The organism is Streptomyces zaehneri, from assembly GCF_032248645.1.
Classification (GTDB): Bacteria; Actinomycetota; Actinomycetes; order Streptomycetales; family Streptomycetaceae; genus Streptomyces; species Streptomyces coriariae.
Genome location: NZ_JASTTJ010000010.1, coordinates 190,148 through 216,088 on the forward strand (window position 1 = coordinate 190,148; position 25,941 = coordinate 216,088).

A 25,941-nucleotide genomic window follows, 5' to 3' on the forward strand; every position below is an offset into this window, starting at 1 on the left:
TAGCGAACAGGGGGTCCGCACCCCTCACGACCAGCGCCCATTGCCTGTACGAGACGGAGTGGCACCGGATGCAGCACGCAGTGGGTTCTCCGCTGCCGCCGCCCCACCAGCCGGGCGGCGCCCCCCAGCAGCAGCCGGGGTACCTCGGCGCCCCCTCGGGCCCGGTACCGCCCGCGCCCCAGCCGCCGGTGCCGCCCGTGCCGCCTCCGCCCGCCCCGCAGCACGCCCCGGTCCCGCAGGGCACCGACACCACCGGGCATGTCCCGCTGCCGCCCGGCGGCCCCGTCCCCATGCCCAGCGCGCCGCCCGCCCCCATCGTCCCCGACCCGACGGCCACGACACTGGCGGTGCTGCTGATCGGCCCGGCGGGCGCCGGGAAGACGAGCGTGGCCAAGTTCTGGGCCGACCACCGCCGGGTGCCCACGGCCCACGTCAGCCTCGACGACGTACGCGAATGGGTCCGCTCGGGCTTCGCGGACCCGCAGTCGGGGTGGAACGACCATTCCGAGGCCCAGTACCGCCTGGCCCGCCGCACCTGCGGCTTCGCCGCGCGCAACTTCCTGGCCAACGGCATCTCGTGCATCCTGGACGACGCGATCTTCCCCGACCGCCCGGCCGTGGGCCTGGGTGGCTGGAAACGGCATGTGGGCCCGGGCCTGCTGCCCGTCGTCCTCCTGCCAGGTCTGGAGGTCGTCCTGGAGCGCAACGCCGAACGCGCCGGCAACCGCCGCCTCACCGACGAGGAGGTGGCGCGTATCCACGGCCGCATGGCCGGCTGGTACGGCTCCGGCCTCCCCATCATCGACAACTCCCAACTGGACGTCCCGACGACGGCGAGGGTCCTGGACGACGTGCTGGCCAGGGCGATCGCGAGCCCCCCGAAGTGGTAGAGCGCTCCCGAGCGCTCCGGTCCGACCCGGACCGTTCCCCCGAACGCCCTCCCAACCGGCACAATCCGGCCACTCCTCCTACGCTCGTGTCATGTCAGAGGTCTACGCGTCCCGCCGCAACCGGCTGAGAGAACGCTGCAACGCGAGCGGCAGCGCCACCGCGCTGATCTCCCGCCCCGCCAACGTGAGATACCTCGCGGGTGCGGCCCCGCGCGGCGCCGTGCTGCTGCTGGGCAGACGTGAGGATCTTCTCGTCTGCGTGGACCCGCCCGAGGACCGCCCGAGCGAGGGCCGGCCGGACGAGGCCCTGCGTGTCCACTGCCTCCGCCGCCGCGGCGGCGATCCGGCGGTCGCCGCCGCCGGTCTCCTCGTGGCGGAGGGCGGCGACTGCCTCGCGGTGGAGGAGCACCACCTCACGGTGGCCCGCCACCGCGAACTGCGCTCCGTCGCGCCCGGGCTGCGCCTCGCCGACCTGGGCGCCGCGGTCGAACAGCTGCGGGTGGTGAAGGACGAGGAGGAGATCTCCTGTCTGCGGATCGGCGCCGAGATCGCCGACCAGGCCCTGGGGGAGCTGCTGGAGTCCATCCTGGTGGGCCGTACGGAACGGCACCTGGCCCTCGAACTGGAGCGGCGCCTCGTCGATCACGGTGCCGACGGCCCCGCCTTCGCCACCTCGGTCGCCACCGGCCCGAACTCCGGCCGGCGCGGCCACCGGCCCACCGACCGGCGGGTCGAGGAGGGCGACTTCCTTTCCGTCTGCCTGGGGGCCAGCTATCGCGGCTACCGCTGCGAGATCGGCCGTACCTTCGTGATCGGCACGTCCCCCGCAGACTGGCAGATCGAGCTGTACGACCTCGTCTTCGCTGCCCAGCGGGCCGGCCGAGAGGCTCTGGCACCCGGCGCCGCCTTCCGTGACGTGGACCGCGCGGCCCGCCATATCCTGGACTCCGCAGGGCACTCCGAGGGCCTTGCGGCACTCACCGGGCACGGTGTCGGACTCGAAATCGAAGAGGACCCGCAGTTGTCTCCCGCGGCCATGGGTAAACTGGACGCTTGCGTGCCGGTCACCGTCGAACCGGGGGTCCACCTCCCGGGCCGGGGCGGTGTCCGGATCGATGACACGCTCGTCGTGCGCCCCGAGGCGGACGGCGGACCCGAGCTACTCACCATCACGACCAAGGAGCTGCTCGCCCTCTAGGCAGGTGCGTGCACCGGGGTCGTCCACGTCAGTCCAGGAGATTCCGCAACCGTGGCTTCCACGAACGACCTCAAGAACGGCCTGGTGCTCAAGCTCGAAGGCGGCCAGCTCTGGTCCGTCGTCGAGTTCCAGCACGTCAAGCCCGGCAAGGGCCCGGCCTTCGTGCGCACCAAGCTGAAGAACGTGCTTTCCGGCAAGGTCGTCGACAAGACGTTCAACGCCGGCGTCAAGGTCGAGACGGCCACTGTCGACAAGCGCGACATGCAGTTCTCGTACATGGACGGCGAGTACTTCGTCTTCATGGACATGGAGACCTACGACCAGCTGATGGTCGACCGCAAGGCTGTCGGCGACGCCGCCAACTTCCTGATCGAGGGCTTCACGGCCACCGTGGCGCAGCACGAGGGCGAGGTGCTCTTCGTAGAGCTGCCGGCCGCCGTCGAGCTCGTCGTCCAGGAGACCGAGCCGGGCCTCCAGGGCGACCGCTCCACCGGTGGCACCAAGCCCGCCACCCTGGAGACCGGTCACCAGATCAACGTCCCGCTCTTCATCACCACCGGTGAGAAGATCAAGGTCGACACCCGCACCAGCGACTACCTCGGCCGGGTGAACAGCTAACCGTGGCTGCCCGCAACACGGCCCGCAAGCGCGCCTTCCAGATCCTCTTCGAGGGCGACCAGCGCGGAGTCGACGTCCTGACAGTCCTCGCGGACTGGATCCGGCTCTCCCGGGCCGACACCCGGCAGCCGCCGGTGAGCGAGTACACGATGCAGCTGGTCGAGGGCTACGCCGGGTACGCGCGTCGCATCGACGAGCTGATCTCGCAGTACTCGGTCGGCTGGACGCTGGACCGGATGCCGGTCGTCGACCGCAACATCCTGCGTCTCGGCGCCTACGAGCTGATCTGGGCCGACGAGACCCCGGACGCGGTCGTCCTCGACGAGATGGTGCAGCTGGCGAAGGAGTTCTCGACGGACGAGTCGCCGTCGTTCGTCAACGGCCTGCTCGGCCGGTTCAAGGAGCTCAAGCCGTCTCTGCGTCGCGAATAGCGAACAGGTCCGCAGGGAGAGCCGGGGAACGAGGGCCACAGGAGGCCTGCGAGCCCCCTGTGGCTCGTCGTGCGGTTACCCGCGCCCCTCGGGGCGCGAACACGCCGGAGGGCCCACAGCGCACGCTGTGGGCCCTCCGGCATGTGCCGACAAAAAGCCGGGGTGGCCGGAAGCCTCAGGTTCCGGCCACCCCGGCGGCACGTTTCTGCTGAGCTCTGGCGGGCCGCTGGGGCCTCAGCCTTCCTCGTGGGAGACGGCGCGACGCGCGTCCGCGTCCAGGACGCCCCAGCTGATCAGCTGCTCGGTCAGGACCGAGGGGGACTGGTCGTAGATGACGGCGAGCGTGCGCAGGTCGTCCTGGCGGATCGACAGCACCTTGCCGTTGTAGTCACCGCGCTGCGACTGGATGGTGGCCGCGTACCGCTGAAGGGGGCCCGCCTTCTCGACCGGCACGTGGGCCAGTCGCTCCAGGTCCAGGACCAGCTTCGGCGGCGGCTCGGCGGCGCCGCCCGGAGTGGTGCCCGGCAGCAGTTCCTGCACGGGAACGCCGTAGAAGTCCGCCAGCTCGGCAAGGCGCTGCACGGTCACGGCGCGGTCGCCGCGCTCGTACGAACCGACCACGACCGCCTTCCACCGTCCCTGGGACTTCTCCTCGACACCGTGGAGGGAAAGGCCCTGCTGGGTGCGGATCGCCCGGAGCTTGGCCCCGAGCTGTTTGGCGTATTCGCTGGACATATAGCTCCCCGGCACTGGGTCGACGCGGCACGAGCCGCGTGCTGGTAACTCACTGTGAGGTTACGCAGCGTGATTCTTCTGAGTCAAGCCGAATGGTCCACACCGACGCTTCCGTGGTATCGGTGGCCGATTACGCCAAGGGGGTGATCGGGGCGGTGTCCCGGCCTGCTACCGTGGATGGCGCAAATCCGACGTCCTTTAAGGTCCGTCCCGTGAGGCGGAGAAGGAGGTCCGTTTCATATGGACAAGCAGGACATTCAGCAGGACTCCCGGCAAGCCGATGCGCGGCCCGTTCTCGAGGGCCCCGACATCGCGCGGGTGCTGACCCGTATCGCCCACGAGATCGTCGAACGCGCCAAGGGCGCCGACGACGTGGTGCTGCTCGGCATCCCGACCCGCGGAGTCTTCCTCGCCCAGCGGCTCGCCGCCAAGCTCGAGCAGATCACCGACCGCAGGATTCCGGTCGGCTCCCTCGACATCACCATGTACCGCGACGACCTGCGCATGCATCCGCCGCGTGCGCTGGCCCGCACCGAGATCCCCGGTGACGGCCTGGACGGGAAGCTGGTCGTCCTCGTCGACGACGTGCTCTTCTCCGGCCGCACCATCCGCGCCGCCCTCGACGCCCTGAACGACCTCGGGCGCCCGCGCGCGGTCCAGCTCGCGGTCCTCGTCGACCGCGGCCACCGGGAACTGCCCATCCGCGCCGACTACGTCGGCAAGAACCTCCCCACGTCGTTGCGGGAGTCGGTCAAGGTCCAGCTCGCCGAGGAGGACGGTCGCGACACCGTGCTGCTCGGTGTGAAGCCGGACGCCCAGCAGTAGCACGCGCGCGTGCGGCCCTCGGTGCCGTGCGTCTCACAGCCGTGCCCTGCACGTCCGTGATCCCCCTTGTCTGAACTGCCTTACGGAGCCTGACAGATGCAGCGTCATCTCATCTCGGCCGCCGACCTCACCCGCGACGACGCCGTCCTGATCCTCGACACCGCCGAGGAGATGGCCCGGGTCGCCGACCGGCCCATCAAGAAACTGCCGACCCTGCGCGGCCGCACGATCGTCAACCTCTTCTTCGAGGACTCCACGCGCACGCGTATCTCCTTCGAGGCCGCCGAGAAGCGCCTCTCCGCGGACGTCATCAACTTCTCCGCCAAGGGGTCGTCGGTGTCGAAGGGCGAGTCCCTCAAGGACACCGCGCAGACGCTGGAGGCCATGGGCGTCGACGCCGTCGTCATCCGGCACGGCGCCTCCGGGGCGCCCTACCGCCTGGCCACCTCCGGCTGGATCGACGCGGTCGTCGTCAACGCCGGCGACGGCACCCACCAGCACCCCACCCAGGCCCTCCTGGACGCCTTCACCATGCGCCGCCGACTGGTCGGCCGGGACGCCGGGATCGGCCAGGACCTCGCGGGCAAGCGCATCACGATCGTCGGCGACGTGCTGCACAGCCGGGTCGCCCGCTCCAACGTCGACCTGCTGCACACGCTCGGCGCCGAGGTGACCCTGGTCGCCCCGCCCACCCTGGTGCCGGTCGGCATCGAGACCTGGCCGTGCGAGGTGTCGTACGACCTCGACAGCACGCTGCCCAAGTCCGACGCGGTGATGATGCTGCGGGTGCAGCGCGAGCGGATGAACGCCGCGTTCTTCCCGACCGAGCGCGAGTACTCGCGCCGCTACGGCCTCGACGGCGACCGGATGGCGCGGATGCCCGAGCACGCCATCGTGATGCACCCCGGCCCGATGGTCCGCGGCATGGAGATCACCGCCGAGGTCGCCGACTCCGAGCGCTGCACCGTCGTCGAACAGGTCGCCAACGGCGTGTCCATCCGGATGGCCGTCCTCTACCTGCTCCTGGGCGGCAACGAGCCCGCCGTCAGCCACGCCCGCACCACCGAGGAGAAGTAACAACCATGAGCAAGATCCTGATCCGTGGTGCGAAGGTGCTCGGCGGTGAGCCGCAGGACGTCCTGATCGACGGCGCGGTCATCGAGGCCGTCGGCGCGGGGCTGTCCGCCGAGGGCGCCGAGGTCGTCGAGGCCGCAGGCAAGGTGCTGCTGCCGGGCCTGGTCGACCTGCACACCCACCTGCGCGAGCCGGGCCGCGAGGACTCCGAGACGGTGCTGACCGGCACCCGCGCCGCCGCCTCCGGCGGCTACACCGCCGTGTTCGCCATGGCCAACACCTTCCCCGTGGCCGACACCGCCGGTGTGGTCGAGCAGGTCTACCGGCTCGGCCAGGAGCACGGCTACTGCGACGTGCAGCCGATCGGCGCGGTCACGGTCGGTCTGGAGGGCCGCAAGCTCGCCGAGCTGGGCGCCATGCACGAGTCGGCGGCCGGCGTCACCGTCTTCTCCGACGACGGCAAGTGCGTCGACGACGCGGTGATCATGCGCCGCGCCCTGGAGTACGTGAAGGCCTTCGGCGGGATCGTCGCCCAGCACGCGCAGGAGCCGCGGCTGACCGAGGGCGCCCAGATGAACGAGGGCGTCGTCTCCGCCGAGCTGGGGCTCGGGGGCTGGCCGGCGGTGGCCGAGGAGTCGATCATCGCCCGGGACGTCCTGCTCGCCGAGCACGTCGGCTCCCGGGTCCACATCTGCCACCTCTCCACCGCCGGGTCGGTCGAGATCGTCCGCTGGGCCAAGTCCCGCGGCATCGACGTGACCGCCGAGGTCACCCCGCACCACCTGCTGCTCACCGACGAGCTGGTGCGCAGCTACAACCCGGTCTACAAGGTGAACCCGCCGCTGCGCACCGAGCGGGACGTGCTCGCCCTGCGCGAGGCGCTCGCCGACGGCACCATCGACATCGTCGCCACCGACCACGCCCCGCACCCGCACGAGGACAAGGACTGCGAGTGGGCCGCGGCCGCCATGGGCATGGTCGGCCTGGAGACCGCGCTGTCGGTGGTCCAGGAGACGATGGTGGAGACGGGCCTGCTGGACTGGGCCGGGGTCGCGAGCCGGATGTCGTTCAAGCCCGCCCTGATCGGTCAGGCCAAGGGCCACGGGCGTCCCGTCTCGGCAGGTGAGCCCGCCAACCTCACCCTCGTCGACACGGAATACCGTGGGTCGGTGGACCCCGCGGGCTTCGCCTCGCGCAGCCGGAACACCCCGTACGAGGGGCGTGAGCTGCCGGGCCGTGTCACGCACACGTGGCTCCGGGGCAAGGCCACGCTCGTCGACGGGAAGCTCACGTGACATCTGCTGCACTACTGCTCGCGGCCGAAAAGGAATCGGCCGAAGTGACCGACTGGGCCGCGCGCATCGGCTGGGTGGCCGGCCTCGGCCTCTTCGTCGCACTCGTCTACTGGCTGATGCGCGAGGGCTGGAAGTGGCGCGGCACGCTCCAGGGCGACCTGCCCGAGCTCCCCACCGCGCCGGACGACCCCGGCCCGGTGAGACTGGGCATGAGCGGCCGCTACCACGGCTCCACCACCGCCGGGCAGTGGCTCGACCGCATCGTGGCGCACGGCCTGGGCACCCGCAGCCGGGTCGAGCTCACCCTGACGGCCGCGGGACTGGACGTCGTACGCCCCGGCGCGACCGACTTCTTCGTCCCGGTGGCGGCACTGCGTGAGGCCCGGCTCGACAAGGGCATCGCCGGCAAGGTCCTCACCGAGGGCGGACTGCTGGTGGTGACCTGGGCACACGGCGACAAGCTGCTCGACTCCGGCTTCCGCTCGGACCACGCGGCCGAGCACGGCGAGTGGGTCGACGCCATCAACTCCATGATCGACAAGACGGAAAACCCGACGGAAACGGAAGGCGCACGATGACGACCTCCACCAGGGGAACCACCAAGGTTCCCGCCGTACTCGTCCTGGAGGACGGCCGGATCTTCCGCGGCCGTGCCTACGGGGCCGTGGGGGAGACCTTCGGCGAAGCGGTGTTCTCCACCGGCATGACCGGCTACCAGGAGACCCTGACCGACCCGTCGTACGACCGCCAGATCGTCGTCGCGACCGCCCCGCAGATCGGCAACACCGGCTGGAACGACGAGGACGACGAGTCGGACCGCATCTGGGTCTCCGGCTACGTCGTGCGCGACCCCGCGCGGGTGCCGTCCAACTGGCGTGCCAGGCGCTCCCTGGACGACGAGCTCGTCGCGCAGAACGTCGTCGGCATCTCCGGCATCGACACCCGCGCACTCACCCGCCACCTGCGCGAGAGCGGTTCGATGCGCGCCGGCATCTTCTCCGGTGAGTCGGTCGGCACGCAGACCGAGCTCCTCGCGCGCGTGCAGGCCCAGCCGCAGATGAAGGGCGCGAGCCTCTACGAGGAGGTCACCACCAAGGAGGCCTACGTCGTCCCGGCGGTCGGCGAGAAGCGGTTCACCGTCGCCGCCATCGACCTCGGCATCAAGGGCATGACCCCGCACCGCATGGCCGAGCGCGGCATCGAGGTGCACGTGCTCCCGGCGACGGCCTCGGCGGCGGACGTGTACGCCGTCGACCCCGACGGCGTGTTCTTCTCCAACGGCCCGGGCGACCCGGCCACCGCCGAAGGCCCGGTCGCGCTGATGACCGAGGTGCTGCGGCGCAGGACGCCGCTCTTCGGCATCTGCTTCGGCAACCAGATCCTCGGCCGCGCCCTCGGCTTCGGCACCTACAAGCTGAAGTACGGCCACCGCGGCATCAACCAGCCGGTCCAGGACCGTACGACCGGCAAGGTCGAGGTCACCGCGCACAACCACGGGTTCGCCGTGGACGCGCCGCTCGACCGGGTCAGCGAGACGAAGTTCGGCCGCGCCGAGGTCTCGCACGTCTGCCTCAACGACGACGTCGTGGAGGGGCTCCAGCTGCTCGACCAGCCGGCCTTCTCCGTCCAGTACCACCCCGAAGCGGCAGCGGGCCCCCACGACGCCGCCTACCTGTTCGACCGCTTCGTTTCCCTGATGGAGGGCCAGCGTGCCTAAGCGCACCGATATCCAGTCCGTCCTGGTCATCGGCTCCGGCCCGATCGTCATCGGCCAGGCCGCCGAGTTCGACTACTCCGGCACCCAGGCGTGCCGCATCCTGCGCGCCGAGGGCCTGCGGGTCATCCTGGTCAACTCCAACCCGGCGACGATCATGACCGACCCGGAGATCGCCGACGCCACCTACGTCGAGCCGATCACCCCGGAGTTCGTCGAGAAGATCATCGCCAAGGAGCGCCCCGACGTCCTGCTGCCCACCCTGGGCGGCCAGACGGCTCTCAACACCGCGATCTCCATGCACGAGCAGGGTGTGCTGGAGAAGTACGGCGTCGAGCTGATCGGCGCCAACGTCGAGGCGATCAACAAGGGCGAGGACCGCGACCTCTTCAAGGGGGTCGTCGAGGCCGTCCGCGAGAAGATCGGGCACGGCGAGTCCGCCCGGTCCGTGATCTGCCACTCCATGGACGACGTGATCGCGGGCGTCGAGACGCTCGGCGGCTACCCCGTCGTCGTCCGGCCCTCCTTCACCATGGGCGGCGCCGGTTCCGGCTTCGCCCACGACGAGGAGGAGCTGCGCCGCATCGCCGGCCAGGGCCTGACGCTGTCGCCGACCACCGAGGTGCTCCTGGAGGAGTCCATCCTTGGCTGGAAGGAGTACGAGCTGGAGCTGATGCGCGACAAGAACGACAACGTCGTGGTCGTCTGCTCCATCGAGAACTTCGACCCCATGGGCGTGCACACCGGTGACTCGATCACCGTCGCGCCCGCGATGACCCTGACCGACCGTGAGTACCAGCGGCTGCGCGACATCGGCATCGCGATCATCCGCGAGGTCGGCGTCGACACCGGCGGCTGCAACATCCAGTTCGCGGTGAACCCCGAGGACGGCCGGATCATCGTCATCGAGATGAACCCACGCGTGTCGCGGTCCTCGGCCCTCGCCTCCAAGGCCACCGGCTTCCCGATCGCCAAGATCGCGGCCAAGCTCGCCGTCGGCTACACCCTCGACGAGATCCCGAACGACATCACGCAGGAGACCCCGGCCTCCTTCGAGCCGACGCTCGACTACGTGGTCGTGAAGGCCCCGCGCTTCGCCTTCGAGAAGTTCCCGAGCGCCGACTCCACGCTGACCACGACCATGAAGTCGGTCGGCGAGGCCATGGCCATCGGCCGCAACTTCACCGAGGCCTTCCAGAAGGCGCTGCGTTCGCTGGAGAAGAAGGGCAGCCAGTTCACGTTCGTCGGCGAGCCCGGTGACAAGGACGAGCTGCTGCGCGAGGCCGTGCGGCCCACCGACGGCCGTATCAACACCGTCATGCGGGCCATCCGCGCGGGCGCCACCCCCGAGGAGGTCTTCGAGTTCACGAAGATCGACCCGTGGTTCGTCGACCAGCTCTTCCTCATCAAGGAGACCGCCGACGAGCTGGCCGCCGCCGAGCGCCTCGACGTCGAGCTGCTCGCCGAGGCCAAGCGGCACGGCTTCTCCGACCAGCAGATCGCCGAGATCCGCGGGCTGCGCGAGGACGTCGTCCGCGAGGTCCGGCACACGCTGGGCATCCGGCCGGTCTACAAGACGGTCGACACCTGCGCCGCCGAGTTCGCCGCGAAGACGCCGTACTTCTACTCCTCCTACGACGAGGAGAGTGAGGTCGCGCCCCGCGAGAAGCCCGCGGTGATCATCCTGGGCTCCGGCCCGAACCGCATCGGCCAGGGCATCGAGTTCGACTACTCCTGCGTCCACGCCTCCTTCGCGCTCAGCGACGCGGGCTACGAGACCGTGATGGTCAACTGCAACCCGGAGACCGTCTCCACGGACTACGACACCTCCGACCGCCTGTACTTCGAGCCGCTGACGCTGGAGGACGTGCTGGAGATCGTGCACGCGGAGTCGCTGGCAGGACCGATCGCCGGTGTGATCGTCCAGCTCGGCGGCCAGACCCCGCTGGGCCTGGCGCAGGCGCTGAAGGACAACGGCGTGCCGATCGTCGGCACCTCGCCCGAGGCCATCCACGCGGCCGAGGACCGGGGCGCCTTCGGGCGGGTGCTCGCCGAGGCCGGCCTGCCGGCCCCGAAGCACGGCACGGCCACCACCTTCGCCGAGGCCAAGGCCATCGCGGACGAGATCGGCTACCCGGTCCTGGTGCGGCCCTCGTACGTGCTCGGCGGCCGCGGCATGGAGATCGTCTACGACGAGACCCGGCTGTCCTCCTACATCGCCGAGTCGACCGAGATCAGCCCCACCCGGCCGGTGCTCGTCGACCGCTTCCTCGACGACGCCATCGAGATCGACGTCGACGCGCTCTACGACGGCGAGGAGCTGTACCTCGGCGGCGTCATGGAGCACATCGAGGAGGCCGGCATCCACTCCGGCGACTCGGCGTGCGCCCTGCCCCCGATCACCCTGGGCGGCTTCGACATCAAGCGCCTGCGGGCCTCCACCGAGGCGATCGCCAAGGGCGTCGGTGTGCGCGGTCTGATCAACATCCAGTTCGCGATGGCGGGTGACATCCTCTACGTCCTGGAGGCTAACCCGCGCGCGTCCCGCACCGTCCCCTTCACCTCGAAGGCGACCGCGGTGCCGCTGGCGAAGGCCGCCGCCCGGATCTCGCTGGGCGCGACCGTCGCAGAGCTGCGTGCCGAGGGCCTGCTCCCGGCGACCGGCGACGGCGGTGAGCTGCCGCTGGACGCGCCGATCTCCGTCAAGGAGGCCGTGATGCCGTGGAGCCGCTTCCGGGACACCTCAGGGCGCGGTGTCGACACCGTCCTCGGCCCGGAGATGCGCTCCACCGGCGAGGTCATGGGCATCGACTCCGTCTTCGGCACGGCGTACGCCAAGTCGCAGGCGGGCGCCTACGGCCCGCTGCCCACCAAGGGCCGCGCGTTCATCTCGGTCGCCAACCGCGACAAGCGCTCGATGATCTTCCCGGCCCGTGAGCTGGTCGCCCACGGCTTCGAACTGCTCGCCACCTCCGGCACGGCCGAGGTGCTCAGGCGCAACGGCCTCACCGCGAAGGTCGTGCGCAAGCAGTCCGAGGGCACCGGCCCGAACGGCGAGAAGACCATCGTCCAGCTCATCCACGACGGCGAGGTCGACCTCATCGTCAACACCCCGTACGGCACCGGTGGCCGCCTCGACGGCTACGAGATCCGTACGGCGGCCGTGGCGCGGTCCGTGCCGTGCCTGACGACGGTCCAGGCGCTCGCCGCGGCCGTCCAGGGCATCGACGCCCTCAACCACGGGGACGTGGGCGTGCGCTCACTCCAGGAACACGCGGCACACCTGACCGCGGCCCGCGACTAGCAACCCCCAGGGGGACACCGGAAACGGTGTCCCCCTCTTCATGACACCTCTTCGCGAGGCTCCTTGGAGGACATGATCATGTACAGGCAATTCTTCCGGCTGGTCTTCCAGCGGATGGACCCCGAGCGCGCCCACCACCTGGCCTTCCGCTGGATCCGGCTCGCCGTGCGGATCCCGGTGCTGCGCACGTTCGTCGCGGCCGCCCTGGCCCCGCGGTACGAGGAACTGCGCACCGAGGCCTTCGGGCTGCGCATGCACGGCCCCTTCGGACTCGCCGCCGGCTTCGACAAGAACGCCGTCGCGATCGACGGGATGTCGATGCTGGGCTTCGACCACGTCGAGATCGGCACGGTCACCGGTGAGCCGCAGCCCGGCAACCCCGCCCAGCGGCTGTTCCGGCTCGTGAAGGACCGGGGGCTCATCAACCGCATGGGCTTCAACAACGAGGGCTCGCTGGCCGTCGCCGCGCGCCTGGCCTCCCGTACGCCCGTCTTCAAGCCCGTGGTGGGCGTCAACATCGGCAAGACCAAGGTCGTACCGGAGGAGGAGGCCGTCGGCGACTACGTGAAGTCGACCGAGCGGCTCGCGCCGTACGCCGACTACCTGGTCGTCAACGTGTCCTCGCCGAACACCCCGGGGCTGCGCAACCTCCAGGCCACCGAGGCGCTCCGGCCGCTGCTGAGCGCCGTCCGTGAGGCCGCCGACCGGGTGGTGACCTCGCGGCGGGTCCCGCTGCTGGTCAAGATCGCCCCGGACCTGGCCGACGAGGACGTCGACGCGGTCGCCGACCTGGCCGTGGAACTCGGCCTGGACGGGATCATCGCCACCAACACCACCATCGCGCGCGAGGGCCTCGGGCTGATCTCCGACCCCTCGCTGGTGAAGGAGACCGGAGGACTGTCCGGGGCGCCCCTCAAGGCACGCTCCCTGGAGGTGCTGCGCCGCCTCTACGCGCGCGTGGGCGACCGCGTCACCCTGGTGGGCGTCGGCGGCGTGGAGGACGCCGAGGACGCCTGGCAGCGCATCCTGGCCGGTGCCACGCTGGTCCAGGGGTACAGCGCCTTCATCTACGAGGGGCCCTTCTGGGGCCGTGCGATCCACAAGGGCCTGGCCGCCCGCCTGCGGACGAGCCCCTACGCCACCCTCGCCGACGCGGTCGGCGCCGACGTGAGGAAGACGGCATGACCCTGGAGCCCTTCGGCGCGCGGCTGCGCCGGGCCATGGACGAGCGTGGCCCGCTCTGCGTCGGCATCGACCCGCACGCCTCCCTGCTCGCCGACTGGGGCCTGAACGACGATGTCGCCGGCCTGGAGCGGTTCAGCCGCACGGTCGTCGAGGCGACGGCCGACCGGGTCGCCCTGCTGAAGCCGCAGAGCGCCTTCTTCGAGCGGTTCGGCTCACGCGGCATCGCCGTCCTGGAGAAGACGGTGCAGGAGGCCCGGGCGGCCGGTGCCCTGGTCGTGATGGACGCCAAGCGCGGTGACATCGGCTCGACCATGGCCGCGTACGCCGAGTCCTTCCTGCACAAGGACGCCCCGCTGTTCTCCGACGCCCTCACCGTGTCGCCGTACCTCGGTTACGGATCGCTCTCCCCGGCGGTGGCGACGGCGCGCGAGAGCGGCGCCGGGCTGTTCGTGCTGGCGCTGACCTCGAACCCGGAGGGCGGCGAGGTCCAGCACGCGGTGCGGGCCGACGGACGGGACGTGGGCGCGACGATGCTGGCGCACCTGGCCGCGGAGAACGCGGGGGAGGAGCCGCTGGGCTCCTTCGGGGCGGTCGTCGGCGCCACCCTGGGCGACCTCTCGACGTACGACCTCGACATCAACGGTCCCCTCCTCGCCCCCGGCGTCGGCGCTCAGGGGGCGACCCCGGCCGACCTTCCACGGGTCTTCGGGTCCGCGGTGCGCAATGTCGTACCCAACGTGAGCCGGGGTGTGTTGCGTCACGGTCCCGACCTCGTCGCTCTGCGTGACGCGGTGGATCGATTCGCGCGAGAGGTCAGGGCGGCCGTGGACGCCGCCTGACGGGTGTCGGCCGCCCGACCGGGGGCTCGGTCGGGCGGCTCGGGGGCGACTTGAGTCTGGATACATCCTCAAATCCGGGGCGCTATGTCTTGAATGTCCGGCCTGGCGGAGGCTGACCAGGACTTTTCCTTGGTTCTCGCTGACTCTGGCGGAGTTGGCCGCTAGTCTCCGACGGAGAGTGAACGGGCAGCGCGTGTTGCTCGTAACTCACCAGGTGTGGGGCGACTAGGTTCCTCACCGGTCCGTATCCGACAGTTCGACATCCGAGGTGACGTAGGCGTGGCTCTTCCGCCCCTTACCCCCGAACAGCGCGCAGCCGCGCTCGAAAAGGCCGCCGCGGCTCGCCGGGAGCGGGCCGAGGTCAAGAATCGACTCAAGCACTCCGGCGCCTCGCTTCACGAGGTCATCAAGCAGGGTCAGGAAAACGACGTCATCGGCAAGATGAAGGTCTCCGCCCTTCTGGAGTCGCTCCCGGGCGTGGGCAAGGTCCGCGCCAAGCAGATCATGGAGCGACTCGGCATCTCCGAGAGCCGCCGCGTACGCGGCCTCGGTTCCAACCAGATCGCGTCCCTGGAGCGTGAGTTCGGCAGCACCGGCTCCTGATTCCCGGGTGCCACGGGGAGGGAGTCCCGGGCACTCCGGGATTGCTGGAATAATCGCTGCATGGCAGTAAAACTCCGGGGGACGACCCCCGAAACCCCGGACGCACGTCCGCGGCTGACCGTGCTCTCCGGCCCCTCCGGGGTCGGCAAGAGCACGGTCGTCGCTCATATGCGCAAGGAACACCCCGAGGCCTGGCTCTCGGTGTCGGCGACGACCCGCAGGCCGCGGCCCGGTGAGAAGCACGGAGTCCACTACTTCTTCGTCACCGACGAGGAGATGGACAAGCTGATCGCCAACGGCGAGCTGCTGGAGTGGGCCGAGTTCGCGGGCAACCGCTACGGCACTCCGCGCGCCGCGGTGCTGGAGCGCCTGGAGTCGGGCGAGCCGGTCCTCCTGGAGATCGACCTCCAGGGTGCCCGGCAGGTCCGCGAGTCCATGCCCGAGGCCCGACTGGTGTTCCTGGCCCCTCCCTCCTGGGAGGAACTGGTGCGCAGGCTCACCGGGCGGGGCACCGAACCGCCCGAGGTGATCGAGCGCCGCCTGGCGGCGGCGAAGATCGAACTGGCGGCCGAGCCGGAGTTCGACGTGACCCTGGTCAACACCTCCGTCGAGGACGTCGCGCGTGAGCTGCTAGCCTTGGTCGATGTTGTGTGATTACGAACCTGTGATCACGACCGGTCTTTTCCCATCCATCGGAAGGTAGAGCGTGTCCTCTTCCATCTCCGCGCCCGAGGGCATCATCAACCCGCCGATCGACGAGCTCCTCGAGGCCACCGACTCGAAGTACAGCCTCGTGATCTACGCGGCCAAGCGGGCCCGCCAGATCAACGCGTACTACTCGCAGCTCGGCGAGGGCCTCCTCGAGTACGTCGGTCCGCTCGTGGACACCCACGTCCACGAGAAGCCGCTCTCGATCGCCCTCCGCGAGATCAACGCCGGTCTGCTGACGTCCGAGGCCGTCGAGGGCCCCGCTCAGTAGTATTTTCGGTTCACAGTGGGTTTTTCCACAGGCCCGGCAGCACGGCTGCCGGGCCTGTGGTGTCTCATGGACTCGTACGCCGGGAGTCGCGGCGTACGTTTTCCGAGGTCCGGGGAGAGACGGTGGACAAGCAGAAGGTCGTTCTGGGGGTCAGTGGGGGCATCGCCGCCTACAAGGCCTGCGAGCTGCTGCGCAGGCTGACCGAGTCGGGCCATGACGTGCGGGTGGTGCCCACCGCCTCGGCGCTGCACTTCGTCGGCGCCGCCACCTGGTCCGCCCTCTCCGGTCACCCCGTCTCCACGGAGGTCTGGGACGACGTCCACGAGGTCCCGCACGTCCGCATCGGCCAGCAGGCCGACCTGGTGGTCGTCGCCCCGGCCACCGCGGACATGCTCGCCAAGGCCGCCCACGGCCTCGCCGACGACCTCCTCACCAACACCCTCCTGACGGCCCGCTGTCCGGTCGTCTTCGCCCCCGCGATGCACACCGAGATGTGGGAACACCCCGCCACCCAGGAGAACGTGGCGACACTGCGCCGCCGGGGCGCCGTCGTCATCGAGCCGGCCGTCGGCCGGCTCACCGGCGTCGACACCGGCAAGGGGCGGCTGCCCGACCCGGCCGAGATCTTCGAGGTCTGCCGCCGGATCCTGGCCAGGGGAGTGCGCGAACCCGACCTCGCCGGCCGGCATGTCGTGGTCAGCGCCGGCGGCACCCGCGAGCCCCTCGACCCGGTCCGCTTCCTCGGCAACCGCTCCTCCGGCAAGCAGGGCTACGCCCTCGCCCGCACCGCCGCCGCCCGTGGCGCCCGCGTCACGCTGATCGCGGCGAACACCGGCCTGCCCGACCCGGCCGGGGTCGACGTCGTCCAGGTCGGCACGGCCGTGCAGCTGCGCGAGGCGGTACTGAAGGCGGCCGCGGACGCCGACGCGGTCGTCATGGCGGCCGCGGTGGCCGATTTCCGCCCGGAGACGTACGCGTCCGGAAAGATCAAGAAGCAGGACGGCCGGGAACCGGACCCCATCGTTCTCGTGCGTAATCCGGACATCCTCGCGGAGGTCTCCGCCGACCGGGCGCGCTCCAACCAGGTGGTTGTCGGCTTCGCGGCGGAGACCGACGACGTCCTGGCCAACGGCCGGTCGAAGCTCCGGCGCAAGGGCTGCGATCTGCTGGTGGTGAACGAGGTGGGGGAGCGCAAGACCTTCGGCTCCGAGGAGAACGAAGCGGTCGTGCTGGGCGCCGACGGCAGCGAAACCCCAGTGCCGTACGGGCCCAAGGAGGCCCTGGCCGAAACCGTGTGGGACCTGGTGACGCGGCGGCTGGGCTGACTGTTTGATGCGGTTCCCCGTCGTCTTCCCGCTCGGTCGATTCGGGTGTGGCGCCCCTGGCCAACGGTGCACGGCATTCGGCAGAATGCCCGTGCCGCAGGTCACAGCGCTCCCGAGAGGCGAGACGGGTGGCCCGGTGGAGGGGCACGACCGATAAACTGTTCTCGGACGACGCCGGGCGCAGCTCCTGTCGCGTCCGCCAATGATCAGCCAGCAGCCGCTGCAACCCCAGGGAGCGTTGTGTCCCGTCGCCTGTTCACCTCGGAGTCTGTGACCGAGGGTCACCCCGACAAGATCGCTGACCAGATCAGCGACACCATTCTCGATGCCCTGCTGCGCGAGGACCCGGCCTCCCGGGTCGCCGTCGAGACCCTGATCACGACCGGTCTGGTGCATGTGGCCGGCGAGGTCACCACCAAGGCCTACGCGCCGATCCCCCAGCTCGTGCGCGACAAGATCCTCGAGATCGGCTACGACTCCTCGAAGAAGGGCTTCGACGGCGCCTCCTGCGGTGTCTCGGTGTCCATCGGCGCGCAGTCCCCGGACATCGCCCAGGGTGTCGACACGGCGTACGAGAACCGCGTCGAGGGCGACGAGGACGAGCTGGACCGCCAGGGCGCCGGCGACCAGGGCCTGATGTTCGGCTACGCGTCGGACGAGACGCCGACCCTGATGCCGCTGCCGATCTTCCTGGCGCACCGGCTCTCGAAGCGCCTGTCGGACGTCCGCAAGAACGGGACCATCCCCTACCTGCGCCCCGACGGCAAGACCCAGGTCACCATCGAGTACGACGGCGACAAGGCCCTCCGTCTCGACACGGTCGTCGTCTCCTCGCAGCACGCGAGCGACATCGACCTGGACTCCCTGCTGGCCCCGGACATCCGCGAGTTCGTGGTGGAGCCGGAGCTGAAGGCGCTCCTGGACGAGGGCATCAAGCTCGACACGGAGAACTACCGCCTGCTGGTCAACCCGACCGGCCGCTTCGAGATCGGCGGCCCGATGGGCGACGCCGGCCTCACCGGCCGCAAGATCATCATCGACACCTACGGCGGGTTCGCCCGGCACGGTGGCGGCGCCTTCTCGGGCAAGGACCCGTCCAAGGTCGACCGCTCCGCGGCGTACGCGATGCGCTGGGTCGCGAAGAACGTGGTGGCCGCGGGTCTCGCCGCGCGCTGCGAGGTCCAGGTCGCCTACGCGATCGGCAAGGCCGAGCCGGTCGGTCTCTTCGTGGAGACCTTCGGCACCGCCAAGGTCGACGCCGAGAAGATCGAGAAGGCCATCGACGAGGTCTTCGACCTCCGCCCGGCCGCGATCATCCGCGACCTCGACCTGCTGCGTCCGATCTACGCCCAGACCGCCGCGTACGGCCACTTCGGCCGTGAGCTGCCCGACTTCACGTGGGAGCGCACGGACCGCGTGGACGCGCTGCGCAAGGCCGCGGGACTGTAGGTCCTCCCCGGCACGACGCGTGGGCCCGGCCTCCTCGGGGAGGCCGGGCCTCGGCGTTTGCGAGGGTCACCGCCGCGGGTAGCCGACGGCGGGCAGCTTCCGGGCAGCTTCCGGGCAACGTCCTGATCGGTCATGGGCCCCGTCCGACCTCCTGCGGCGCCGGAGGGGGAACAGGGCCTCTGCGGAAGGACCGTTGTCAGTGGCGTTTGGTAAGAATGCAAGCGTGAGCAGCGAGAACGGGCAGGGGGACGGCGGTGCGGCCGGGGAGGGCGCGCCGCCCGAGCAGCTCGCGCTGATCCGGGAGCGCGTGCGGCGGGCCAAGGCGCCCCGGGCCAAGCCCCGGACCTGGCGGGGGGCCGCGCTGGCCGAGGAGCTGCCGGTCGCGCGGGTGCTCGTCGACAAGGGTGTGCTGCATCTGGACCGGTACTTCGACTACGCGGTACCGGCCGAGCTGGACGCCGACGCCCAGCCGGGGGTGCGGGTACGGGTGCGGTTCGGGGCCGGGCGCGGTCGGGTGCGGGAAGGGCGGCGCGAGGGCGGGGGGCTCATCGACGGGTTCCTCGTCGAGCGGCTCGCCGCGTCGGACTACTCCGGGCCGCTCGCGGCGCTCGCCCAGGTGGTGTCGCCCGAGCCGGTGCTGAGCGAGGAGCTGCTGGGACTGGCGCGGGCCGTCGCCGACCGGTACGCGGGAAGCCTGGCCGACGTCCTCCAGCTGGCCGTGCCGCCACGTAACGCGCGCGCCGAGCAGCGCCCCTCCCCGGCGCCGCTGCCGCCGCCGACGCCGCCGGAGGCCGGGTCCTGGGGGCGGTACGAGCGCGGGGGCGCGTTCGTCGAGTCGCTGGCGTCCGGGGGCGCGCCCAGGGCGGTGTGGAACGCGCTGCCCGGCCCCGAGTGGAGCGAGGAGCTGGCACGGGCCGTCGCCGCGACGCTCGCCTCGGGGCGCGGGGCCCTGGTCGTCGTGCCCGACGGACGGGCCGCCGCACGGGTCGACGCCGCGTTGACGGCGTTGTTGGGGGAGGGACGGCACGCGCTGCTCACCGCGGACGCCGGGCCCGAGAAGCGGTATCGGGAGTGGCTCGCCGTGCGGCGGGGTTCCGTGCGGGCGGTCGTCGGGACGCGTGCCGCGATGTTCGCGCCGGTCCGGAACCTCGGTCTGGTCGCGCTCTGGGACGACGGTGACGACAGCCACAGCGAGCAGCACGCGCCGCAGCCCCATGCGCGCGAGGTGCTGCTGCTGCGGGCCGCGCAGGACAAGTGCGGTTTTCTGATGGGTGGTTGGAGCTGCACCGTGGAGGGCGCGCAGCTCGTCGAGAGCGGGTGGGCGCGGCCGTTGATCGCCGCACGGGAGCAGGTCCGGCACAGCGCTCCGCTGGTGCGCACCGTGGGCGACCAGGATCTCGCGCGGGACGAGGCCGCTCGGGCCGCCCGGCTGCCCACCCTCGCCTGGCAGGCGGCCCGGGAGGGGCTGCGGCACGGGCCGGTGCTCGTCCAGGTGCCCCGGCGGGGCTACGTGCCGCGGATGGCGTGTGCGCAGTGCCGGACCGCCGCCCGGTGCCGGCACTGCTCCGGGCCGTTGGAGGCGCGGGACGGGGGTGCGGTGTGGTGCGGGTGGTGCGGGCGTGAGGAGAGCGCCTGGCACTGTCCCGAGTGCGGTTCGTTCCGCTTGCGGGCACAGGTCGTGGGGGCCCGGCGGACCGCCGAGGAGCTGGGGCGGGCGTTTCCCGCCGTGCCGGTGCGGACGTCGGGCCGCGAGCAGGTGCTGGACACCGTGCCGGGGGCGCCCGCGCTCGTGGTGTCCACGCCCGGGGCCGAGCCGGTCGCCGAGGGAGGGTACGCGGCCGCCCTGCTGCTGGACGGCTGGGCCATGCTCGGGCGGCCCGACCTGAGGGCCGGGGAGGACGCGCTGCGCCGCTGGATCGCGGCCGCCGCGCTCGTACGGCCGTCGGGGGAGGGGGGAACCGTGGTCGTCGTCGCCGAGCCGACCCTGCGGCCCGTCCAGGCGCTGGTGCGATGGGATCCGGTGGGGCACGCGGTGCGGGAGCTCTCCGAGCGGGCCGAGCTGGGCTTTCCGCCGGTGTCGCGGATGGCTGCGGTGTCGGGGACGGCGCAGGCCCTGACCGCGTTCCTGGAGGCCGTCGAACTGCCGCCGGAGGCGGAGCTGCTGGGGCCGGTTCCGGTTCCGGTGCCGGCGGGCCCGGCGGGGCGGCCTCGGCGGCCGGGGGCGCCCCCCCCAGGGGAGGAGTGGGAGCGGGCGCTGCTCCGGGTGCCGCCCGGGAGGGGCGCCGCGCTGGCTGCCGCGCTGAAGACCGCGCAGGCGGCTCGGATGGCGCGGGGCGGCGAGGAGGCCGTGCGGGTGCGGATCGATCCCCCGGACATCGGCTGAGGGACGACGCGGAGTCGGCGCCGGGCGCGGTGGGGACGCGCGGTGGGAGTGCGGTGAGGGAGGGCCGGGCGTGCGACTGCCCTCTCGGGCGTGGGCCGAGAGGGCAGGGTGGGGAGGGTGAGGAGAAGACAGGGTGGAGGTGCTCGATGCGGGATGCGGTGCGTCAACCGTTCCGCGGGCCGGGGAAGGCGGTCGGCCTCGCCTCGTCGCGCAGGGCCGGGCTGCCGACGTCGCGCAGGGTGGGGGCTCCCGCCTCGCGCAGGGCCGGGGCCCCGGTGTCGCGCAGGGCCGGGCTGCCGGCCGTCGGCTGGGTCGGCATCGAGCGGGCGGCGGGCACCGTGGGAACCGTCGGGATGCCCGTGTTCACGGTGACCGTGCGGGCGACGGTGGGCTCGGCGGGTCGCTCGGCCTCGGCGGTGGCGGCCTGGGCCGCGGCCCGGCGGGCGCCGTAGCGGCGGTGTACGGCCTGCTTGGTGACCCCGAGGGCGGAGCCCACCGCGTCCCACGAGAAGCCGAGCGAACGGTCGAAGTCCACCGCCGCGGTGACCAGGGTCTCGACGCTGTCCCGCAGCTCCTGGGCGAGGCGGACCGTGGGGGCGGGGGCCCGCCCGTAGACGACGAAGCCCGTGGACGGGCCGGAGCGGCGGGGGCGGTAGACGTTGCCCAGCTGGGCGGTGAGGGTGCGCAGTGCGTCCACCTGCCGTCGGACGCGCTCGATGTCCCGCACCAGCAAGTGCAGGCTGGCCCGGGCCTGGGCGTCGTGGGTTGCATGGTCGGCCATGAACAAGCCTCTCGAACCGGCGTTGAAGAAGGTGTGGTCAACTCTTTCTTGACCAACGCGGGTTCGTGCCGCTGGTCACGGTGTGGGGGCGTATGGGCATATGCGTACGCCCCCCGTGGGGCGCGACTCGTGGGGCTTCCCGCCCGTCGGCGGCCTGCCCGGCCGGCGTCATAAACTTGTGCGTCGCCCGTCGTCCGTCCCGCCCGAGAGGCCCCGCCCACTCATGAAGCTCGTCTTCGCCGGTACCCCCGAGGTCGCCGTTCCCGCCCTGGACGCTCTGATCGCCTCCGGGCGGCACGAGGTGGCCGCCGTCGTCACGCGGCCCGACGCGCCGGCCGGACGGGGGCGCAGGCTGATCGCCTCTCCCGTCGCCCAGCGCGCCGAGGAGGCGGGTATCGAGGTGCTGAGGCCCGCCAAGCCGCGCGACCCGGAGTTCCTGGAGCGGCTGCGGGAGATCGCGCCCGACTGCTGTCCCGTCGTGGCCTACGGGGCCCTGCTGCCCAGGGTGGCGCTGGACATCCCGGCTCATGGCTGGGTCAACCTGCACTTCTCGCTGCTGCCGGCCTGGCGCGGGGCCGCTCCCGTGCAGCACGCCGTGATGGCGGGGGACGAGATCACCGGCGCCTCCACCTTCCTCATCGAGGAGGGACTCGACTCGGGGCCGGTCTACGGGACGGTCACCGAGGAGATCCGGCCCACCGACACCAGCGGTGACCTGCTCACCCGGCTGGCCTTCGCCGGCAGCGGGCTGCTCGCCGCGACCATGGACGGGATCGAGGACGGCACGCTGAAGGCCGTTCCGCAGCCGGGTGAGGGGATCACCCTCGCGCCGAAGATCACCGTCGAGGACGCCCAGGTCGACTGGGCCACCCCGGCGCTGCGGGTCGACCGAGTGGTGCGCGGCTGCACCCCCGCCCCCGGCGCCTGGACCACCTTCCGCGGGGAGCGGCTCAAGCTCATCCAGGTCCAGCCGGTTCCCGAGCGGACCGATCTCGCCCCGGGCACGCTTGTCGTCGGCAAGAACAGCGTGCACGTCGGCACCGGCTCGTACGCGGTCGAGCTGCTGTGGGTGCAGGCGCAGGGCAAGAAGCCGATGCGGGCCGCCGACTGGGCCCGGGGCGCCCGGATCGTGGACGGGGAGGCCGTCGGGGCGTAACGCTCCTGCACAGGCCCCGTCCGGTCCGTGAGCCCCGCCCCCGGTCCGCGGGCCCCGGTCGGCAAGTCCGCCCGGCGTACCACCGACGTACGCTGGACGCACCTTTCCGCCATTCCGCCTTTTCCTTCTTCTCTTCTGCAATCCGGAGCACCTTTTCGTGAGCGACCAGCCCCACCGTTCCCGCAAGCCGGGCAAGCCCTACCGCCGTCCTCAGAAGGACCCCGTCCGCATGCTCGCCTTCGAGGCGCTGCGGGCCGTGGACGAGCGGGACGCGTACGCCAACCTCGTGCTGCCGCCGCTGCTGCGCAAGGCGCGCGAGAAGGAGGGACCCGACAAGTTCGACGCACGGGACGCGGCCCTCGCCACCGAGCTGGTCTACGGGACGCTGCGCCGGCAGGGAACGTACGACGCCGTCATCTCCGCGTGTGTCGACCGGCCGCTGCGCGAGGTCGACCCGCCGGTCCTCGACGTGCTGAGTCTCGGCGTGCACCAGCTGCTCGGGACACGTATTCCGACCCATGCGGCCGTGTCCGCCTCCGTGGACCTCGCCCGGGTCGTGCTCGGCGACGGACGCGCCAAGTTCGTCAACGCCGTGCTGCGCAAGGTCGCGGCGCACGATCTCGACGAGTGGCTCGACAAGGTCGCGCCGCCCTACGACGACGATCCCGAGGACCACCTCGCGGTCGTGCACTCGCACCCGCGCTGGGTGGTCTCCGCGCTGTGGGACTCCCTCGGCGGCGGGCGGGCCGGCATCGAGGAACTGCTGGCGGCGGACAACGAGCGGCCCGAGGTCACGCTCGTGGCCCGGCCCGGGCGGGCCACCACCGAGGAGCTGCTCCGGGAGGAGGCCTCGGTCGCCGGGCGCTGGTCGCCGTACGCCGTGCGGCTCACCGAGGGCGGTGAGCCCGGGGCCATCGACGCCGTACGGGACGGGCGGGCGGGTGTGCAGGACGAGGGCAGCCAGCTGGTGGCGCTCGCGCTGGCCAACGTGCCGCTCGACGGGTCCGACGCGTTGTGGCTGGACGGGTGTGCCGGACCCGGTGGCAAGGCGGCGTTGCTCGCCGCCCTCGCCGCCGAGCGGGGGGCCGCGCTGCTCGCCTCCGAGAAGCAGCCGCACCGCGCCGGGCTCGTCGCCAAGGCGCTCGCCGGCAACCCCGGGCCCTACCAGGTCATCGCCGCCGACGGGACCCGGCCGCCGTGGCGGCCCGGTTCCTTCGACCGGGTGCTGATGGACGTGCCGTGCACCGGCCTCGGCGCCCTGCGGCGGCGGCCCGAGGCACGCTGGCGGCGCAGGCCGGAGGATCTCGACGGGTTCGGGCCGCTCCAGCGCGGGCTGCTGCGGACCGCGCTGGATTCCGTGCGGGTCGGGGGCGTCGTCGGGTACGCCACCTGTTCGCCGCACCTCGCCGAGACCCGGTCGGTCGTCTCCGACGTCCTCAAGCAGTACCCGGAGGCCGAGCTGATCGACGCGCGGCCGCTGCTGCCGGGCGTACCGGGGCTGGGTGACGGGCCCGACGTCCAGCTCTGGCCGCATCTGCACGGGACCGACGCCATGTACCTGGCGTTGATCAGGAAGACGGGCTGAGGCCCGCGCGCACGCAGACGCGAGAAGGCCGGCCCCACGTCCACGGCGTGGGGCCGGCCTTCTGCACGGGCGGGTGCCCCGGGGGGTCAGTCCGTGCCGAACTCCATCGCGGCGCGGTCCAGCAGCTGGTCGTCGTCGGACACCTCGCCGCGGGAGGCGATGGCCTCGGCGCCGCCCTCCGGCAGCTCCGTCATGGTGCCGATGAGACCGGTCGCGGCCGCCTGGTCGGCGCCGATGGCGGGGCTGCCGGTGCCGATCAGACCGAGCGTCGCGTACTGCTCCAGCTTGGCGCGCGAGTCGGCGATGTCGAGGTTGCGCATGGTGAGCTGGCCGATCCGGTCCACCGGGCCGAACGCGGAGTCCTCGGTGCGCTCCATGGACAGCTTGTCCGGGTGGTAGCTGAAGGCCGGGCCGACGGTGTTGAGGATCGAGTAGTCCTCACCGCGCCGCAGTCGCAGCGTCACCTCGCCGGTGACGGCCGCGCCGACCCAGCGCTGGAGCGACTCGCGCACCATCAGGGCCTGCGGGTCCAGCCAGCGGCCCTCGTACATCAGCCGGCCGAGGCGCCGTCCCTCGTTGTAGTACTGGGCGAGGGTGTCCTCGTTGTGGATCGCGTTGACCAGACGCTCGTAGGCGGCGTGCAGCAGGGCCATGCCGGGCGCCTCGTAGATGCCGCGGCTCTTGGCCTCGATGATGCGGTTCTCGATCTGGTCCGACATGCCCATGCCGTGGCGGCCGCCGATGGCGTTGGCCTCCATCACCAGATCGACGGGGGAGGCGAACTCCTTGCCGTCGATCGTCACGGGGCGGCCCTGGTCGAAGCCGATCGTCACGTCCTCGGTGGCGATCTCGACCGACGGGTCCCAGAACCGCACGCCCATGATGGGCTCGACGGTCTCGACGCCGGTGTCCAGGTGCTCCAGTGTCTTGGCCTCGTGGGTGGCGCCCCAGATGTTGGCGTCGGTGGAGTACGCCTTCTCCGTGCTGTCCCGGTAGGGCAGGTCGTGGGCGACGAGCCACTCCGACATTTCCTTGCGGCCGCCGAGCTCGGTCACGAAGTCCGCGTCCAGCCAGGGCTTGTAGATCCGCAGGTGAGGGTTGGCCAGCAGGCCGTAGCGGTAGAACCGCTCGATGTCGTTGCCCTTGAAGGTCGAGCCGTCGCCCCAGATCTGGACGTCGTCCTCGAGCATCGCCCGGACCAGGAGGGTGCCGGTGACGGCACGGCCGAGGGGCGTGGTGTTGAAGTAGGCGCGCCCGCCCGAGCGGATGTGGAACGCCCCGCAGGTGAGTGCGGCCAGGCCCTCCTCGACCAGTGCGGCGCGGCAGTCGACCAGGCGCGCGATCTCGGCGCCGTAGGTCTTCGCGCGGCCGGGCACCGAGGCGATGTCGGGCTCGTCGTACTGGCCGATGTCGGCGGTGTAGGTGCACGGGACGGCACCCTTGTCGCGCATCCACGCGACCGCGACCGAGGTGTCGAGCCCGCCGGAGAAGGCGATGCCGACGCGCTCGCCGGCGGGAAGGGAGGTGAGGACCTTGGACATAGGAAGATTATGCATGAACTCGCATGGTCAT

Annotated in this window: 23 protein-coding genes; 20 read left to right on the top strand and 3 right to left on the bottom strand. The window is 71.5% G+C overall.

The window, feature by feature from the left end; translation table 11 throughout:
• The first annotated feature begins 68 nt into the window (after positions 1 to 68).
• From QQM72_RS18970 to nusB, 4 genes are all read left to right on the top strand, one after another.
• Entirely contained in the window at positions 69 to 890 is an 822-nt protein-coding gene (locus QQM72_RS18970; RefSeq protein WP_314222045.1) for a Pro-rich N-terminal domain-containing protein, read from the top strand.
• 91 nt (positions 891 to 981) lie between these two features.
• Positions 982 to 2,088, top strand: coding sequence for an aminopeptidase P family protein (locus tag QQM72_RS18975; RefSeq protein ID WP_314222046.1), 1,107 nt, complete (start codon positions 982 to 984; stop codon positions 2,086 to 2,088).
• A 51-nt stretch (positions 2,089 to 2,139) separates the two neighbouring features.
• Positions 2,140 to 2,706, top strand: coding sequence for an elongation factor P (gene efp / locus QQM72_RS18980; protein WP_020128856.1), 567 nt, complete (start codon positions 2,140 to 2,142; stop codon positions 2,704 to 2,706).
• 2 nt (positions 2,707 to 2,708) lie between these two features.
• Positions 2,709 to 3,137: a transcription antitermination factor NusB gene (nusB, locus tag QQM72_RS18985; protein WP_020128857.1), complete on the top strand. Its 429-nt coding sequence runs from the start codon at positions 2,709 to 2,711 to the stop codon at positions 3,135 to 3,137.
• 234 nt (positions 3,138 to 3,371) lie between these two features.
• Here the strand turns inward: nusB and bldD are convergent, their stop codons facing one another.
• Positions 3,372 to 3,872, bottom strand: a complete 501-nt coding sequence (gene bldD / locus QQM72_RS18990) for a transcriptional regulator BldD (protein WP_020128858.1) — start codon at positions 3,870 to 3,872, stop codon at positions 3,372 to 3,374.
• A 240-nt stretch (positions 3,873 to 4,112) separates the two neighbouring features.
• Between bldD and pyrR the strand changes: the two genes are divergently transcribed.
• The 14 genes from pyrR to QQM72_RS19060 all read left to right on the top strand — a co-directional run bounded on the left by pyrR (position 4,113) and on the right by QQM72_RS19060 (position 20,847).
• The gene (gene pyrR / locus QQM72_RS18995) at positions 4,113 to 4,697 is read left to right on the top strand and encodes a bifunctional pyr operon transcriptional regulator/uracil phosphoribosyltransferase PyrR (protein ID WP_314222047.1); all 585 of its coding nucleotides are present in this window, start codon (positions 4,113 to 4,115) and stop codon (positions 4,695 to 4,697) included.
• Between the two features lie 96 nt (positions 4,698 to 4,793).
• Positions 4,794 to 5,774: an aspartate carbamoyltransferase catalytic subunit gene (locus tag QQM72_RS19000; protein WP_020128860.1), complete on the top strand. Its 981-nt coding sequence runs from the start codon at positions 4,794 to 4,796 to the stop codon at positions 5,772 to 5,774.
• A gap of 5 nt (positions 5,775 to 5,779) precedes the next feature.
• Entirely contained in the window at positions 5,780 to 7,066 is a 1,287-nt protein-coding gene (locus QQM72_RS19005; RefSeq protein ID WP_314222048.1) for a dihydroorotase, read from the top strand.
• Positions 7,063 to 7,644: a PH-like domain-containing protein gene (locus QQM72_RS19010; RefSeq protein ID WP_314222049.1), complete on the top strand. Its 582-nt coding sequence runs from the start codon at positions 7,063 to 7,065 to the stop codon at positions 7,642 to 7,644. Before QQM72_RS19005 ends, QQM72_RS19010 begins: the two co-directional genes overlap by 4 nt.
• Positions 7,641 to 8,783: a glutamine-hydrolyzing carbamoyl-phosphate synthase small subunit gene (gene carA / locus QQM72_RS19015; RefSeq protein ID WP_314222050.1), complete on the top strand. Its 1,143-nt coding sequence runs from the start codon at positions 7,641 to 7,643 to the stop codon at positions 8,781 to 8,783. Before QQM72_RS19010 ends, carA begins: the two co-directional genes overlap by 4 nt.
• Complete coding sequence (gene carB / locus QQM72_RS19020) at positions 8,776 to 12,084, top strand: carbamoyl-phosphate synthase large subunit (protein ID WP_314222051.1); 3,309 nt, start codon at positions 8,776 to 8,778, stop codon at positions 12,082 to 12,084. Before carA ends, carB begins: the two co-directional genes overlap by 8 nt.
• Positions 12,085 to 12,162: 78 nt before the next feature.
• Positions 12,163 to 13,269 carry a quinone-dependent dihydroorotate dehydrogenase gene (locus QQM72_RS19025; protein ID WP_314222052.1) on the top strand — a complete coding sequence of 369 codons (1,107 nt, stop codon included), beginning with the start codon at positions 12,163 to 12,165 and terminating at the stop codon, positions 13,267 to 13,269.
• Positions 13,266 to 14,108 (top strand): orotidine-5'-phosphate decarboxylase, encoded by an 843-nt coding sequence (gene pyrF, locus QQM72_RS19030; RefSeq protein ID WP_314222053.1) that lies wholly within the window; start codon positions 13,266 to 13,268, stop codon positions 14,106 to 14,108. The genes QQM72_RS19025 and pyrF overlap by 4 nt, the downstream gene beginning before the upstream one ends.
• 279 nt (positions 14,109 to 14,387) lie before the next feature.
• The gene (locus QQM72_RS19035) at positions 14,388 to 14,711 is read left to right on the top strand and encodes an integration host factor (protein WP_003977346.1); all 324 of its coding nucleotides are present in this window, start codon (positions 14,388 to 14,390) and stop codon (positions 14,709 to 14,711) included.
• 60 nt (positions 14,712 to 14,771) lie between these two features.
• Positions 14,772 to 15,365 (top strand): guanylate kinase, encoded by a 594-nt coding sequence (gene gmk / locus QQM72_RS19040; protein WP_314222054.1) that lies wholly within the window; start codon positions 14,772 to 14,774, stop codon positions 15,363 to 15,365.
• Between the two features lie 52 nt (positions 15,366 to 15,417).
• A complete protein-coding gene (rpoZ, locus tag QQM72_RS19045; protein WP_003988945.1) occupies positions 15,418 to 15,690 on the top strand; it encodes a DNA-directed RNA polymerase subunit omega in 273 nt (90 codons plus the stop codon).
• Between the two features lie 122 nt (positions 15,691 to 15,812).
• Complete coding sequence (coaBC, locus tag QQM72_RS19050; protein WP_314222055.1) at positions 15,813 to 17,015, top strand: bifunctional phosphopantothenoylcysteine decarboxylase/phosphopantothenate--cysteine ligase CoaBC; 1,203 nt, start codon at positions 15,813 to 15,815, stop codon at positions 17,013 to 17,015.
• Between the two features lie 240 nt (positions 17,016 to 17,255).
• Positions 17,256 to 18,464 (top strand): methionine adenosyltransferase, encoded by a 1,209-nt coding sequence (gene metK / locus QQM72_RS19055; protein WP_020128869.1) that lies wholly within the window; start codon positions 17,256 to 17,258, stop codon positions 18,462 to 18,464.
• 223 nt (positions 18,465 to 18,687) lie between these two features.
• A complete protein-coding gene (locus QQM72_RS19060) occupies positions 18,688 to 20,847 on the top strand; it encodes a primosomal protein N' (protein ID WP_314222056.1) in 2,160 nt (719 codons plus the stop codon).
• A 163-nt stretch (positions 20,848 to 21,010) separates the two neighbouring features.
• On the opposite strand, the gene QQM72_RS19065 is transcribed toward QQM72_RS19060, so the two are convergent.
• On the bottom strand, positions 21,011 to 21,628 hold the full coding sequence (locus QQM72_RS19065) for a hypothetical protein (RefSeq protein ID WP_314222057.1): 618 nt from the start codon (positions 21,626 to 21,628) through the stop codon (positions 21,011 to 21,013).
• Positions 21,629 to 21,851: 223 nt separating this feature from the next.
• Between QQM72_RS19065 and fmt the strand changes: the two genes are divergently transcribed.
• A complete protein-coding gene (gene fmt / locus QQM72_RS19070; RefSeq protein WP_314222058.1) occupies positions 21,852 to 22,784 on the top strand; it encodes a methionyl-tRNA formyltransferase in 933 nt (310 codons plus the stop codon).
• A gap of 157 nt (positions 22,785 to 22,941) precedes the next feature.
• The gene (locus QQM72_RS19075) at positions 22,942 to 24,369 is read left to right on the top strand and encodes an RsmB/NOP family class I SAM-dependent RNA methyltransferase (RefSeq protein ID WP_314222059.1); all 1,428 of its coding nucleotides are present in this window, start codon (positions 22,942 to 22,944) and stop codon (positions 24,367 to 24,369) included.
• Positions 24,370 to 24,455: 86 nt separating this feature from the next.
• Here the strand turns inward: QQM72_RS19075 and argG are convergent, their stop codons facing one another.
• Positions 24,456 to 25,910, bottom strand: coding sequence for an argininosuccinate synthase (gene argG, locus QQM72_RS19080; RefSeq protein WP_314222060.1), 1,455 nt, complete (start codon positions 25,908 to 25,910; stop codon positions 24,456 to 24,458).
• Positions 25,911 to 25,941 lie beyond the last annotated feature (31 nt).